Raw genomic sequence first — 14,834 nt, 5'->3', positions numbered from 1 at the left:
CTTATCTGCGATTAACTATTTACTGGTGGATAGACATAACCACTATCAAAACCGATAGGTAGGCCCAAGAACCAAAATAGTAATAAATTTATTGTCAAAGCAATTAAGAGTGCCGCCGTATATGGGATCATCATCGAACTTAAGGTACCTACGCCGGTGTTTTTACAATATTGCTGACAATAAGCAATAATCAAAGGATAGAAAGCAAACATAGGCGTGCTGACATTCACTGCTGAGCTGATTCGATAAGCCGCTTGGGTTAATTCTGGCGAGATTCCCACTGACATCAGCATCGGAACAAAAATTGGCGCTAAAATAGCCCATTTAGACGATGCAGAAGTAATTAACACATTAAGCAGACTAGTTAGAATGATTACGCCAAAAATAGTCACTACCGATGGCAAATGTAAAGCTTTTAAAAACTCAGCACCGCCAATCGCAATTAAGGTGCCAATCTGTGAATTTGAAAACACATATAAAAATTGCGCACAAAAGAAAGCAAAAACAATAAATGGAATAAGTGATTTAGTGATATTTTCCATTGATTTGACGATATCGCGCGACGATTTAAATGCGCCTGTGATAACGCCATGAATTAATCCAGGTATTGCAAAAAATACAAATAACAATGGCACAATAATTTGCATGATTGGCGCTTTATTGCTAGTCATACTGCCATCAGGTGCTCGCAATAATGAATCTTCTGGTAGTAATAATAATACTAAACCAAGAGCGATAATTAAAAATACCGCTGAGGCAATTTTAAACGCTTTATTTTCAATTGGCGAAATCTCGGGAGAATCGGCAATATTATCTAATTTAATATCATTGTTTAAAGGCATAGTTGCATTTAATCGCGGTTCAACAATTTTGTCGGTAACAAACCAGCAGGCTATCAATACAAAAAACGTGCCGCCAAAACTTAAAAAGTAGTTACAAAGTACATTGACTTGATAGGTTGGATCGATAATTTGAGCTGCACTTTGGGTAAAACCTTGCATTATTGGATCAATGATTGATGGCGTATAACTTGAACTAAAGCCTCCCGCGAGACCCGCAAATGCTGCAGCTATCCCCGCAAGTGGATGACGGCCGGTAGCATAAAACATCATTGCCGATACTGGCATTAAAATCACATAAGCAGAATCTGACGCAATATGACAAACCATACTGACAAAAATAACTGATGGAGTGACCAATTTTTTCGGGGTAATTGCCAATAATTTTTTCAGCAGGACATGAATATAGCCGCTGCTCTCTGCAATGCCAATTCCTAATGTAGCAACAATGGTAATACCAAGTGGTGGGAACGTTACAAAGTTTGATACTAGTTTAGTAAAAAAAGTTACTAACTGGTTTGGCGCTAACATGTTCACCACTGCCAGCTCTTTTTGCGTGACCGGATTAATATAATTAAAACTGACAAAAGAAAGTAATAATGAAGCAACCAGACAAATGATTAGAGCATAAAAGAAAAGAGTTGTAACATCAGGGATTTTGTTTCCAATTCGTTCTATTGTATTTAAAAAGCCACCAGTTTTTAATGGTGAAGGATTTTTTGTTTGATTCATGAAAAAAATAAGCGTAAATATTATTTGGGAAACCAATTTAACATAGATTAATAATGTAAGTAAACAATGTGTTGATGATGTTTAAGTGCCTTAAAAGACTCTTTTCCTCAACTGTTTTACATTATCTTTACTTATGGGATTAGCTAATTTTGAATTTTCTTTAATGTGCATAATATTTGATATTTCGCTAGTATAGGAATTCTATTAATAATGGTATCTAAATTTGTTGTTTTTAATCAAAGTTAACAACAAGTATTGCTACAAGATTGCATAAAACAAAAATAGTGTTATATTGTCTGAATATTTAATCAAAAAAAAAGAATAAATATTCAATTATCCCGGTTGTGAGTAAGGCTCTAAAGGATATTATAATGTAAGCAATGGGAGCTTAATTATGGTTTTCGATATAGATTTAATAAAAAATATTTATCAAGATTATACACAAAAAATTGATCTTATCCGCCAAAAAATTGGAAAACCATTAACCTTGACGGAAAAAATCCTTTATGCCCATCTGGCAGAAGGAGAGGAACTTAAAGCTTATAAACGAGGGGAAGATTATGTAAATTTCTCCCCCGATCGTGTTGCGATGCAAGATGCAACCGCACAGATGGCACTATTGCAATTAATGAATTCTGGCCGTAAACGAGTTGCGGTGCCTTCGACTGTTCATTGTGATCACCTTATCCAAGCTTATAGAAATGCCCATGATGATCTGATTGTAGCTGAAAATAACAACCACGAAGTTTATCAATTCTTACGCGATGTTTCGAACAAATATGGCATCGGATTTTGGAAGCCTGATGCTGGTATCATTCACCAAGTTGTGTTGGAAAATTATGCTTTTCCTGGTGGTATGATGATTGGTACCGATTCGCATACCCCTAATGCAGGTGGTTTATCCATGATTGCAATTGGTGTTGGTGGTGCTGATGCCGTTGATGTAATGGCTGGTATGCCATGGGAATTGAAAATGCCAAAAATTATTGGCGTAAAATTGATTGGAAAATTATCGGGTTGGGCATCACCAAAAGATGTCATTTTAAAACTAGCAGGTATCTTAACGGTTAAAGGTGGTACTAATTCCATTATTGAATATTTTGGCGAAGGTACTGAGTCATTATCCGCCACCGGTAAAGCAACAATTTGTAATATGGGGGCAGAAGTGGGAGCAACGACTTCAATCTTTCCTTATAGCAAAAAATCTGCTGATTATCTTAGTATGACAGGTCGTCAAGAAGTCGTTGATTTAGCCAATATATTAACCGATTGTTTCAATCCTGATAAAGCGGTATTAGAACAACCTGAAAATTATTACGACCAAGTTATCGAAATTAACTTATCGACGTTAGAGCCTTATGTTAATGGTCCATTTACTCCTGACTTAGCTTATCCTATTTCCCAGCTTGCCTCTGCTGTTAAGGAACATGATTATCCTGATAATATGGAAGTTGGACTTATTGGATCATGTACTAACTCTTCTTATGAAGATATGATGCGCGCAGCTTCAGTGATTGATAATGCCAATAAATTAGGTTTGAGAGTAAATGCCAAATTAATTATCAATCCTGGCTCAGAGCAAGTTAAATATACTTCAAAACGAGATGGTATTTTAAGTCGTTTTGAACAAGCTGGTGCAGCTATTATGGCTAATGCATGTGGCCCTTGTATTGGACAATGGCGTCGTGATGATGTTGCCGATGAACACAAAAATTCGATTGTCACTTCGTTCAATCGTAATTTCGCTAAACGTAATGATGGTAGCCCAAACACTTATGCATTTGTTTGTTCGCCAGAAATTGTAGTAGCGTTATCAATTGCTGGTAAATTAAGTTTTAATCCATTAACCGATAATCTCATCAATGATAAAGGAGAAAAAGTGAAACTCCCTGAACCCATCGGCGATGAGTTACCAAGACAAGGATTTGCTGTCGATGATGCAGGTTATATTGAGCCTATGTCTGATGGTAGTTCAGTTGAAGTTCGTATTGCACCTAATTCAGAACGGTTGCAACAACTGTTACCTTTCTCACCTTGGGATGGTACAGATATTATTTCGCAACCATTATTGATTAAAGCAACCGGTAAATGTACCACTGACCATATTTCAATGGCCGGTAAATGGTTAAAATTTCGTGGTCATTTAGATAATATTTCCAATAATATGTTAATTGGTGCGGTTAATGCTTTTAATCAGAAAACCAACAGTGTGTTGGATGCACAAACTGGTGATTATGTTGAAGTTCCTGCGTTGGCTCGTAAATTAAAAGCACAAGGAATGGGGTCGATAGTTGTAGCCGAAGAAAATTACGGTGAAGGTTCGTCAAGGGAGCATGCCGCAATGGAGCCGCGCTTTTTAAATGTTAAAGCAATTGTGGTTAAATCGTTTGCGCGTATTCATGAAACTAATCTGAAAAAACAAGGCATGCTTGCATTAACCTTTGTTAACAAAGATGACTATGCCAAGATCCGTGAAGATGATCAAATTAGTATTACTGGACTTTGCGATTTTGCACCGGGTAAAAATTTGACATTAACCCTTCATCATCGTGATGGTAGTCAAGATTCTTTTGCAGTAGCGCATACTTATAATCGAGCACAAATTGAATGGTTCAAAGCGGGTAGCGCATTGAATAAGTTAAAAGAAGAATTTAAGTAACAGATAAGAGGAAGAGAAAATATGAATCAGCAAGTTTCAATTGAAAATGGACAATTAGTCGTTCCAAATCATCCAACGATTCCTTTTATTGAAGGCGATGGCGTCGGTAAAGAGATTTGGCATGCTGCTCAAACCATTTTTGATAAAGCAGTTGAAAAAGCTTATCAAGGCAAACGTAGTGTTCAATGGAAAGAGGTACTTGCTGGTGAAAAGTCGTTTAATGCAAATGGGTCATGGTTACCGCAAGAGACCATGGATGCCTTCAAACATTATCTTATCGGTATCAAAGGACCATTAATGACACCAGTTGGCGGTGGGATCCGCTCACTCAATGTTGCTTTGCGTCAAGAGTTAGATCTTTATGTCTGTTTGCGCCCAGTGCGTTGGTTTAAAGGAGTAGAATCACCATTAAAGCATCCTGAAAAGGTCAGTATGACCATTTTTCGTGAAAATACTGAAGACATTTATGCCGGGATTGAGTGGCAACAAGGTACAACTGAAGCTGAAAAGTTTTATCATTTTTTATCTGAACAAATGCACGTGAGCAAAGTACGCTTTCCTAATACCTCGGCTTTTGGTGTTAAACCTGTTTCAATTGAAGGATCGGAACGTTTAATTCGATCTGCCATTAACTATGCACTACAACATAAATTACCGTCGGTTACTCTAGTTCATAAAGGTAATATTATGAAGTTTACTGAAGGTGGATTTAAGCAATGGGGCTATGAACTTGCGGAAAGAGAATTTTCTGACGCTGTGTTCACCATGCATCAATATGGCAAAATTCAAAAAGCCGAGGGTAATGCTGCAGCTGATCAAGCATTACAAACCGCTAAATCAGCCGGTAGATTAATTATAAAAGATGTGATTTGTGATGCGTTTTTACAAAATACCTTATTAAAACCAGAAGATTATTCGGTTGTTGCAACATTAAACCTGAATGGTGATTATGTTTCCGATCAGCTGGCTGCGATGGTTGGAGGAATAGGTATTGCGCCGGGCGCTAATATTAACTATTTAACCGGACATGCTATCTTTGAGGCAACCCACGGAACTGCCCCTGATATAGCTGGTCAAAATCAAGCTAATCCGTCATCACTCTTATTATCTGGCGTGATGATGTTTGAATATTTAGGATGGCATGAAGTTGGGCAACTAATTACTAATGCCATGGAAAGCTTATTCCAATCAGGCAAAGCAACTGCAGATTTAGCGCGCTTTATGCATAATGGGCAATCATTATCAACAACCCAATTTACTCAAGCAGTAATTGATAAATTATAGTTCAAAAGGGAGGTGATTAATGAAAGAAAAGTTTTTGGTTTATAAATTATCGGAAACTATTAAAAACACGAGCAAAATTGAATCACAACTATTTGAACAATTTAATGTAAAACGTGGATTGCGTAATGCCGATCATACTGGGGTTTTAGTAGGATTAACTAAAATTGGCGATGTACTAGGTTATGAGCGCTTAGATGATGGTTCATTGAAACCCATTGCGGGTAAATTATTGTATCGTGGTATCGATATTGAAGAATTAGTACATAATGCACAAAAAGAACAACGTACAGGTTTCGAAGAGACTATTTATTTACTCTTATCTGGTTCTTTGCCCGATAAAGAAGAATTACGTGATTTCTCACGTTTACTTTGTGAATCAATGGCATTAGAAAAGCAAACCAAGATTGCAATTATGGAGCTTGAAGGGCACGATGTAATGAACATTTTGGCTAGAACTGTTCTAGAAATGTATACTTATGATTCACTGCCAGATGATACTTCTCGTGATAATTTAATGCGTCAATCCATAGATCTGATTGCTAAATTTCCAGCTATTATTGCGTATGCTTATAATATGTTAAGTCATAGCGCTAAAGGTAAATCCTTACATATTCGCCATCCTCATGAGGATTTTTCAATTGCGGAAAATTTTCTTTATATGATGAAAGGGTCAGGAGGATACACAGAGTTAGATGTACGAGTACTTGATTTAGCGATGATTATTCATGCTGAGCATGGTGGTGGTAATAACTCGACGTTTACCGTTCGGGTAACAAGTTCAACTGGTACAGATACCTACTCATCAATTGCCGCTGGGATTGGTTCATTGAAAGGGCCATTACATGGTGGAGCAAATTTACAAGTCGGAAAAATGCTTAAACATCTTGCTGATGAGATTAAAAATTGGACTGATGCAAATGAAATTGATGCTTATTTTCAACGTATTTTAAATAAAGAGGTCTTTGATCAAAAAGGGCTAATTTATGGTATTGGTCATGCTGTTTATACGGTGTCAGATCCACGGGCAATGTTACTAAAAGAAATGGCATATAAATTAGCTCAAGAAAAAGGCCGTGAAAAAGAGTATAACTTCTTAAATTTATTAGAAGAACGAGCTATTCATGCAGTGGTGAATCGTAAAAATGCCAGAACCAAAAAACAAGTTTGTGCTAATGTCGATTTTTACTCAGGGTTTGTTTACGACATGATTGGTTTACCTAAAGAAGTTTATACCCCTCTATTTGCTATGTCGCGAATTGTTGGTTGGTGTGCTCATCGCATTGAAGAACTCAATTTTGATGATCGTCGAATTATACGTCCAGCCTATAAAAACATTGGACAACTTATGTCATTTACTCCTCTAAAAGATCGTTAGTTTATTTACCGTCAGTATTCTCTGACGGTAGCACCCAAAAATATTGCTTATTAAAAAATCGTGGTGATTTAGAACAATAGTTTGTAGACTATGCCTAATTAATCGTTTTTGGTTATGTACTTTGTACATAAATTATATATGAATCTTTTAAAATCTTTAGCTACAGTCAGCTCAATGACAATGGTTTCACGAGTTTTAGGCTTTGTTCGTGATGCGATTATTGCCCGCTTTTTTGGTGCGGGGATGGCAACTGATGCCTTTTTTGTTGCTTTCAAATTACCAAATTTGCTTCGCCGTATTTTTGCCGAAGGTGCATTTTCACAGGCGTTTGTACCGATTTTAGCTGAATATAAAAATCAACAAGGTATTGAGGCATCACGTACTTTTGTGGCCTATGTTGCAGGGATACTAACGTTAGTATTAGCTATTGTTACCTTAATTGGTGTTATAACCGCACCTTTTATAATAATGTTAACTGCACCCGGATTTATGCAAGATTCAACTGAAAAGTTTGAGCTTGCTACTGTGATGTTGAGAATAACATTTCCCTATATCTTTTTTATTTCACTCGCATCATTAGTTGGTGCCATACTTAATACCTGGAATCGTTTTTCTGTTCCTGCTTTTGTGCCAACTTTACTTAATTTAAGTATGATAGTTTGTACATTATTTTTAACACCTTATTTTAATCCGCCAGTACTTGCACTCGCTGTTTCGGTCGTTATTGGTGGTGTTTTACAACTGCTTTATCAGTTACCATATTTAAAAAAGATTGGTATGTTAGTTTTACCTCGGATTAGCTTTAGAGATAGTGGTGTTTGGCGAGTGTTAAAACATATGGGGCCTGCTATTTTAGGTGTTTCGGTTGGTCAAATATCGTTAATCATTAATACGATATTTGCATCATTCTTAATTTCGGGTTCTGTTTCTTGGATGTATTATGCTGACCGACTTATGGAGTTTCCTGCCGGTGTGCTCGGTGTGGCACTAGGTACTATTTTATTGCCATCTTTAGCTAAAAGTTTTGCTAAAGGTGACCAACAACAATATTCTGAATTGTTAGATTGGGGCCTTCGTCTTTGTTTTTTACTAGCCTTACCAAGTACTGTCGCATTAGGTGTAATTTCTAAGCCATTAGTTTCAACACTCTTCGAGTATGGGCAATTTACTTTGAATGATACATTAATGACTCAACGTGCTTTAATTGCGTATTCAATTGGTTTACTCGGGCTGATTTTAATTAAAGTATTAGCTCCTGCGTTTTATTCCAGACAAGATATTAAGACACCTGTTAAAATAGCCATTGTCACTTTGATATTAACTCAGTTAATGAATTTGGCATTTATTGGGCCATTACAACATGCAGGGCTTTCATTATCAATTGGCCTTGCTGCTTGTTTTAATGCCGGTTTATTATTTTGGCAATTACGTAAAAAGAATCTTTATCAACCTCAACCTGGCTGGTATCGATTTTTAATCAAGGTAATTATTGCTGTTGTATTGATGTCTTTGACTTTATGGTTTGGTGCTCAGTTATTACCTGATTGGTCTACTGGCTCAATGTTAACCAGAATTGGTCGTCTATTGTTGTTGGTTATAGTTGGTATTGGCATCTATTTCGGATCACTGGCTTTAATGGGTTTTAAAATAAAGCATTTTATTAAACGAATTGAATAAATTATTTTTACCTGCTAGTTATTAAAACCAGTAGTTCCAAAAAAGTTGAGTAACGAGTTATTATCAATAAATAAAAACATTGATAATTAGGAAATTAAATAGAAATGGAAAACGGGTCCTTCTTCCAATTGTCGATAATAGGCAGTTTAGTTTATTTTTTAATAAGCATATTATTGACTATATTGGTTTTATTTTTACAAACAGATATTTTATTGCCACAAGGTCTATTCTGGCATCTTTTTTTGAATTCATCATTCTTTTTGCGAATTATTTTAGATGTTTGTTTGGTTGAAATTCTATGGACGTTTGGTATTTTAACGTTATTTCTGTATTCAGCTCATATTAATATAGTTAATAGAATTAATGTCATTTCATTAATCATTTTAATGTCGATTTATTCAGTTATAGCTTATTTTATTTCGATAAATACTAACATCCACTTGCAAACCCTATCGCCGTTCGGGCAAATATTTCTTAGCATAACCTTTGCTATTATCCGATATTTACTTGAAGCTTTGCTGTTATATTATTTAATTGAATTCTCAAAAGGTTATTTTGTTAAAAGTCAAAACAAGTTTCGTTTAACTGAAAAGAATCTCTCACAAATTCATTATATTGTTTTTTCTACTTTTAGCTGTTTTATATTATTGAAAGGTTATATTTTGGAAAGTAATGCTTTTACAGCTTTATTTTCTGGTACATTATGTAATTATTTAGCCACTATTTATTTGTTTGCTGTATTGCTAGGTCTTATCATAAGTAAGCGGAATTTTAAGATTTTCTCTGATAAAATTCGATATGGAAAACTTGTTAAAAGCATATCAATATCAAGTATTTTTATTTTATCGGTGATTTTTATTGTCTTTAGTCTTATTGATAATAATCCATCAAAATATTATGTTGATTCATTTAGTGCTATTTTTAATAGTATTCATAAATTGTTTTTGTTGTTATTGCTTAGTTCATTAATTTGTATAACCCTTAATATCACTACTCAATATCATTTTAATAAGACACGAATTAGAGACAATAAAATCGATTAGATTACCTCTAATTAGCTAAGTGGTTGTTCAGGAATTCGCAGATATCATTTTGTGATTTTAGTTGCCTGATGTCAGGTAATAATATTGATGCTTGTGGGTAATATTGCCTTAAATAAGCTAACCACTGCTTTATCCTAGCCGAATGGTAAAGTGGTTTAGTATCTTCGATTGATGTCATTGCATAACGAAGTAGTAATTGCATTACTTGATGCCAATTTAATGGTGAATGATTAAAACGAATTGTATTGGCTAAATTAGGAATATTAAGTATTCCTCGACCTAGCATAATGTCATTTGTATGACTTTGTGTTATGCAATTTTTAGCATCTTCAGCAGAAAATATTTCACCATTAGCAATAACAGGAATGGTTAATTTTTGCTTAATTTTACCAATGGTTGGCCAATCAATTTTCTCGGCTTTATATCCATCAATTTTTGTTCTTCCATGAATAACAATTTCATTAGCACCAGCTTGTTCAATTGCTTCAGCTATTTCGTAACAGTGAGATTTATCATCCCAACCTAATCGAATTTTAACCGATAAAGTTGGGATAGAGCCAATTGCTGTCCTAACCTGCGTTACAATCTTCAATATTTGTTCGGGATATTGTAATAAATAAGCACCACCGTGGCTGCCAACAACGGTTTTAGCGGGACAACCAAAATTGATATCTATGCCATAAGAACCTAGTTCAAGCGCTCTAATGGCATTTTCTGCCATCCATTCAGGAGATTGTCCTAATAGTTGAACTCGGACTGGAGTTCCTGATAAGGTTTTTCCTTCATTATAAAGTTCTGGACATAGTCGATAAAAAGTTCGGTTTGATAATTTATGCTGGGTTACTCTTACAAATTCAGTTACACAATAATCAAATTGATTGATTTCGGTTAATATTTGCCGCACATGATAATCAAGAACCCCTTCCATTGGTGCTAAAATGATGCGATTTATTTGCATTTTAAATCCTGTTTAGCATGTTGGTTTCCACACACAATACAATTAGTTTGTTTAGTAAATATGACTTGGTTAAATTCCATTGTCATACTATCAATCATTAGAACTCGACCAATTAAAGGTTTTCCATAATTTGTAAGTACTTTGATTGCCTCTAGAGCTTGCATTGAACCGAACATACCAACTAATGGAGCCATTACGCCCGCTTCAATACACGTCAGCTGGTTTTGCCCAAATAATTGACTTAAGCATTGATAGCATGGTTGATTCTCTTGATAATTGAATACAGTGAGTAAACCTTCCATGCGGATTGCTGCACCAGAAACTAATGGTTTCTTTTCGATAAAACAACAGCGATTAATTTGTTCACGGCTAGTTAAATTATCGGTGCAATCAATAACGATATCATGTTGTTTGATTAGGGAAATTAGCTCATTATCACTCAGTTTCTGATTAATTGTTTCAATAATCATATCGGCATTAATATTACATAATGCTTGTTTTGCGACTTCAACTTTATACTGATTTATTGATTGTTGAGTATATAAAATTTGTCTATTTAAATTCGACGCTGATATTGTGTCAAAATCAATCAATGTTAGTTTACCGATGCCTGATGCAGCTAAATAGACGGCAGCAGCACAACCTAACCCGCCTAATCCTATAATTAATGTTGTACTATTTTTTAAAATTTGCTGCTTGTCGATATCGAATCCATGCAAAGTGATTTGTCGGTCGTAGCGTAGCAATTCTTGATCAGAAAGCGTTAACATATGAAGTGATAGTTATTGTTGATAATGATTTGTATAGTATAACAAAAACTTGGCACATGATTGTGCCAAGTTTTTAACTTTATTTATCAAAACCAGATAGGAATGTTAAATATTCTTCTTTTGTCATAAGTGGCTTGTAGTCTGCCATTAGTTTTTGAGCTGATTCAGCATCATCATAAAGTAAATCAATAATGGTACAGGCCATCATTTGTGCAGGGCGGATATAAGCCATATCTTCATCAAATACTGTGTAATCTTTACCATGTAACACGCCTCTAACCGAACCAATCCAAGGGTGACTTACTGGCATAATATGCGATAGATCACCTGTGTCGGTACTTCCTGTCATATGAGGTGCAATTGAAACATTTTCTTCACCAATTAAATTTTCAGCATTTTGTTTTAGAAAATCATTGAGTGTTGGATTATTATTTAACGGCAGATAACCTGGAAGATCTTTAATTTCACAAGTGGCACCAACAGCCATTGCTCCTGCCTTTAGTGCTTGATTAATTCTTTCATTAGCATCAATCATGGCTGGTACATTACCTGCTCGCACATAACTTTCCATTCTTACATCGCTTGGTACAACATTTACTAAATCACCACCTTGGGTAATAATTGGATGAAAACGAATATAATCTTTTTCTTGAAATGTTTCACGGATAGCATGTACACCCATCATTCCCATCATAGCTGCATTTAATGCATTTACACCAGCATGAGGAGCTGCGGCAGCATGGGATGCTTCACCTTTATATTTAATTAGTTTACCAATAAAGCCATTGCTTGTAGTTGAGATCTCAATAAAACCATCTCGGCGTTCAGTAGGTACACTGGTTAAATGTATTTGTAATGCCATATCAACATCATCAAAATCACCACGTGAAATTAATTCTGGTTTACCACCAATATATTTAATCTTACCTTCTTCTATTAATCGATTTCGATAAGTAATTTCAACATATTCTTCTGCAGGAACGGCAAATGGTACTACATCACCCGCTAAAAATTGCATTGCACCTGAGTCAATTAATCCCATAGTAACCGCCATCATGTTGGCTATTTGGGCATTATGTCCACAGCAGTGAGCCGCACCTGATGTTTCATCAGCAGCTGGATGGTCGGCACAGATGATAGCATCTAGCTCACCAATAACCGCTATACTATATTTGCTACCTTTACCGCCTTTAAGACGACCTTTTACCCCGGTTAAGGCTAATTTATTTTTAAAAGGAACACCTAATTTCTCAAAAGCATCTTCTACTTTTTTAGCGGTTTTATGTTCTTTGTAACCAAGCTCTGGTTCTGACCAAATTGCTTCGGCAATTGACTTGATATCTTCTTTTCGATTTGCAATTGCATCGCAAACTTTTTTCTTTAGTTCTTCTTTTGTCATAAATAAAATCCTTATCTAAATTTAGATAACGCCTTCCCAGTGTAGTGTAACTTGAGCAATTATAGCAGCAAAAATAAATGTACCAGAAAAAACAGCTAAAGATACGGGAATAATGCGCCAAGAGATATTTTTAAATAGTGCAAGATCTTTACCGATAGCCAATCCCGCATAAGCAAGTATAGGTGTACAAACAGCAAGTAATGACACTTGATCAGTAATTGCAACAATTTCTTGATGGTATGGGAATATTGGTGCTGACATGATAGCTGCAACTACAGATACCCATAAAATTACCGGTAATTTATTAAATCCGGGTAACTTACTTATTAACAGCCCTATAATAGAAATAATAACTAGCATCGCTACTGCTTCAAGCGATGAAATCAAATCAATTTTATATCCCACGGTGTTACCAGCTGCCATAATAATGGCGACTAAAATAAATACAAAAATCGTCTCAAAAATCTTCATTATGACATCCTTATTTCTTGCGTCGGAAACGGTCTAAAGTGTTATACATAAAAGAAGCGAAAGGCAAAGAAAATAGTGTGTAAATATACATGCCCACCATTCCCGACATTAAATTCGCTGTGGTAGCATAAGCATTAATGTTTTCTGATAAGTCAGGGTATAAATCACTTATTGGTGCAAGTGAGGCTGCCATCATACTTCCACTACCTACGCCTGCTCCCATTGCTAGCGCATATGGGTGTAGAATGTTCAATTGTGCTATTAAACTGGCAAGAATACTCATCCAAATCGCACCATAAAGCGTACCACAGACATACATAGCCATAACCCCTCGACCTTCGGGTGAGTCTAAACCATATTTATCTGCAACTATGGCGATATTAGGTTCGCGAGCTACCGAATAAGTAGCCCCAACAGCTTCTCGCTTCATACCTAATATCATTGCTAATGGTAGGCCCAGTAAAATGGTTCCGGCAAAATGACCTAATTCTTGAAAAATTAGGGCTAGCTTGGCATCTTCTAAAATCATATCAATTTTCGGGCCTACAGCTACACCAAGTTTTGCCACAAGTAGAATTAATGTGACCATCATCACCAGACTTGCATTTTGCATATTTTTGTTTGTTAATATTTTTAGTTTTGGGAAGCTAATAATGCCACCAAAAATCATTGCATATAGCATTGGATAAACTGCAATAATCCATATAGTTTGTCTGCCGATAAGCTCACAAATAATTACTACTAAAAAGGCAATTAAATGCAATTTATAGTCTCGTAAAACTTCCATTCTTGCTCCTTCTTCATTTTTTTATCTATTTTTACACTGCACTTCTTATACTACGGTTGCTCCTAAGGTATTTTGAAAATGCTTTAAAGCCCATTGATGGCCAATGGGATCAAAGCTTGCAACAGCATTTTGATGAATAACTAATTTATAACCTAAGTTATAGGCATCTACAGCCGTATGTAAAATACAAATATCAGTACAAACACCAATCAGATGGATTTCTGTGATATGTCTTTCACGTAAACGGAGGTCAAGATCCGTACCACAAAATGCAGAGTAGTGACGTTTATTGATCCAGTAGATATTGTCTGAATATTGATGTTGTTGGTAAAGTTGCTGTAATTTACCAAATAATTGTTGGCCAACAGTCCCAACAAGATTGTGAGGGGGAAATAGTGAATTTTCCGGATGGTATTTATCTAAGGGATTATGAGCATCAATAGCAAAAACGATAAACTCATTATTTTTAATAAATGATTGAGTTATATTTATCATTTCTGACTCAATTTGTTGACCCACAGCGCCAGTCGTTAATGCTCCATCATCAGCAATGAAATCATTGGTATAATCAATTGAAATTAAAGCTTTCATATCCAATAAATAATATTCAAATAATCCTAAAGCTTATTAATAAATATCAGATATGACAAGTTATTAAATTAATCATTTTTCAAATTTATTTATAAAAGATGTATTTTTATTAATTATCTTATTGAATTTAAATAAATTTATAAATGATTATATAAATTAAAATTATTATCATAAACTGAGTATAAATAAATTAAATAAGGATTATTTTTATAGATGGTCTTTATCCCCCGATAAATTGCTCTATAATAA

General features: G+C 35.2%; 11 protein-coding genes. 4 read left to right on the top strand and 7 right to left on the bottom strand.

Going from position 1 to position 14,834, the window contains the following annotated elements:
- Nucleotides 1-11: 11 nt before the first annotated feature.
- Nucleotides 12-1,571 carry an AbgT family transporter gene (locus B6C99_RS10905; protein WP_086359852.1) on the bottom strand — a complete coding sequence of 520 codons (1,560 nt, stop codon included), beginning with the start codon at nucleotides 1,569-1,571 and terminating at the stop codon, nucleotides 12-14.
- A gap of 394 nt (nucleotides 1,572-1,965) precedes the next feature.
- Between B6C99_RS10905 and B6C99_RS10900 the strand changes: the two genes are divergently transcribed.
- The 4 genes from B6C99_RS10900 (at nucleotide 1,966) to murJ (ending at nucleotide 8,566) form a co-directional block, all read left to right on the top strand.
- Nucleotides 1,966-4,230, top strand: a complete 2,265-nt coding sequence (locus B6C99_RS10900) for an aconitate hydratase (protein WP_086359851.1) — start codon at nucleotides 1,966-1,968, stop codon at nucleotides 4,228-4,230.
- Between the two features lie 21 nt (nucleotides 4,231-4,251).
- Complete coding sequence (gene icd, locus B6C99_RS10895) at nucleotides 4,252-5,514, top strand: NADP-dependent isocitrate dehydrogenase (RefSeq protein ID WP_086359850.1); 1,263 nt, start codon at nucleotides 4,252-4,254, stop codon at nucleotides 5,512-5,514.
- A 19-nt stretch (nucleotides 5,515-5,533) separates the two neighbouring features.
- Nucleotides 5,534-6,889, top strand: coding sequence for a citrate synthase (locus tag B6C99_RS10890; protein ID WP_086359849.1), 1,356 nt, complete (start codon nucleotides 5,534-5,536; stop codon nucleotides 6,887-6,889).
- 138 nt (nucleotides 6,890-7,027) lie between these two features.
- On the top strand, nucleotides 7,028-8,566 hold the full coding sequence (murJ, locus tag B6C99_RS10885; RefSeq protein ID WP_086359848.1) for a murein biosynthesis integral membrane protein MurJ: 1,539 nt from the start codon (nucleotides 7,028-7,030) through the stop codon (nucleotides 8,564-8,566).
- A gap of 1,050 nt (nucleotides 8,567-9,616) precedes the next feature.
- Here the strand turns inward: murJ and dusC are convergent.
- The 6 genes from dusC to B6C99_RS10850 all read right to left on the bottom strand — a co-directional run bounded on the left by dusC (nucleotide 9,617) and on the right by B6C99_RS10850 (nucleotide 14,585).
- The gene (gene dusC, locus B6C99_RS10875; protein ID WP_086359846.1) at nucleotides 9,617-10,567 is read right to left on the bottom strand and encodes a tRNA dihydrouridine(16) synthase DusC; all 951 of its coding nucleotides are present in this window, start codon (nucleotides 10,565-10,567) and stop codon (nucleotides 9,617-9,619) included.
- Entirely contained in the window at nucleotides 10,558-11,337 is a 780-nt protein-coding gene (locus B6C99_RS10870; protein WP_086359845.1) for a molybdopterin-synthase adenylyltransferase MoeB, read from the bottom strand. Before B6C99_RS10870 ends, dusC begins: the two co-directional genes overlap by 10 nt.
- Before the next feature lie 79 nt (nucleotides 11,338-11,416).
- Nucleotides 11,417-12,736 (bottom strand): amidohydrolase, encoded by a 1,320-nt coding sequence (locus tag B6C99_RS10865; protein ID WP_086359844.1) that lies wholly within the window; start codon nucleotides 12,734-12,736, stop codon nucleotides 11,417-11,419.
- A gap of 21 nt (nucleotides 12,737-12,757) precedes the next feature.
- A complete protein-coding gene (locus B6C99_RS10860) occupies nucleotides 12,758-13,207 on the bottom strand; it encodes a hypothetical protein (protein WP_086359843.1) in 450 nt (149 codons plus the stop codon).
- Nucleotides 13,208-13,217: 10 nt separating this feature from the next.
- Entirely contained in the window at nucleotides 13,218-13,994 is a 777-nt protein-coding gene (locus tag B6C99_RS10855) for a DUF3100 domain-containing protein (RefSeq protein WP_086354316.1), read from the bottom strand.
- A gap of 45 nt (nucleotides 13,995-14,039) precedes the next feature.
- Nucleotides 14,040-14,585, bottom strand: coding sequence for a cysteine hydrolase family protein (locus B6C99_RS10850; protein ID WP_086359842.1), 546 nt, complete (start codon nucleotides 14,583-14,585; stop codon nucleotides 14,040-14,042).
- Nucleotides 14,586-14,834 lie beyond the last annotated feature (249 nt).

Source organism: Gilliamella sp. N-G2, from assembly GCF_002142215.1.
Lineage (GTDB): Bacteria > Pseudomonadota > Gammaproteobacteria > Enterobacterales > Orbaceae > Gilliamella.
The sequence above is the reverse complement of the archived record's forward strand: the minus strand, read 5'-3'. Positions and strand labels throughout refer to the sequence as shown.

Bases quoted from the DNA above. Each gene is read 5' to 3' on its own strand.
- B6C99_RS10860 (WP_086359843.1), bottom strand. From the start codon at position 13,207: ATGAAGATTTTTGAGACGATTTTTGTATTTATTTTAGTCGCCATTATT.
- B6C99_RS10850 (WP_086359842.1), bottom strand. From the start codon at position 14,585: ATGAAAGCTTTAATTTCAATTGATTATACCAATGATTTCATTGCTGAT.
- B6C99_RS10890 (WP_086359849.1), top strand. From the start codon at position 5,534: ATGAAAGAAAAGTTTTTGGTTTATAAATTATCGGAAACTATTAAAAAC.
- B6C99_RS10855 (WP_086354316.1), bottom strand. From the start codon at position 13,994: ATGGAAGTTTTACGAGACTATAAATTGCATTTAATTGCCTTTTTAGTA.
- B6C99_RS10900 (WP_086359851.1), top strand. From the start codon at position 1,966: ATGGTTTTCGATATAGATTTAATAAAAAATATTTATCAAGATTATACA.
- murJ (WP_086359848.1), top strand. From the start codon at position 7,028: ATGAATCTTTTAAAATCTTTAGCTACAGTCAGCTCAATGACAATGGTT.
- dusC (WP_086359846.1), bottom strand. From the start codon at position 10,567: ATGCAAATAAATCGCATCATTTTAGCACCAATGGAAGGGGTTCTTGAT.
- B6C99_RS10865 (WP_086359844.1), bottom strand. From the start codon at position 12,736: ATGACAAAAGAAGAACTAAAGAAAAAAGTTTGCGATGCAATTGCAAAT.
- B6C99_RS10870 (WP_086359845.1), bottom strand. From the start codon at position 11,337: ATGTTAACGCTTTCTGATCAAGAATTGCTACGCTACGACCGACAAATC.
- icd (WP_086359850.1), top strand. From the start codon at position 4,252: ATGAATCAGCAAGTTTCAATTGAAAATGGACAATTAGTCGTTCCAAAT.
- B6C99_RS10905 (WP_086359852.1), bottom strand. From the start codon at position 1,571: ATGAATCAAACAAAAAATCCTTCACCATTAAAAACTGGTGGCTTTTTA.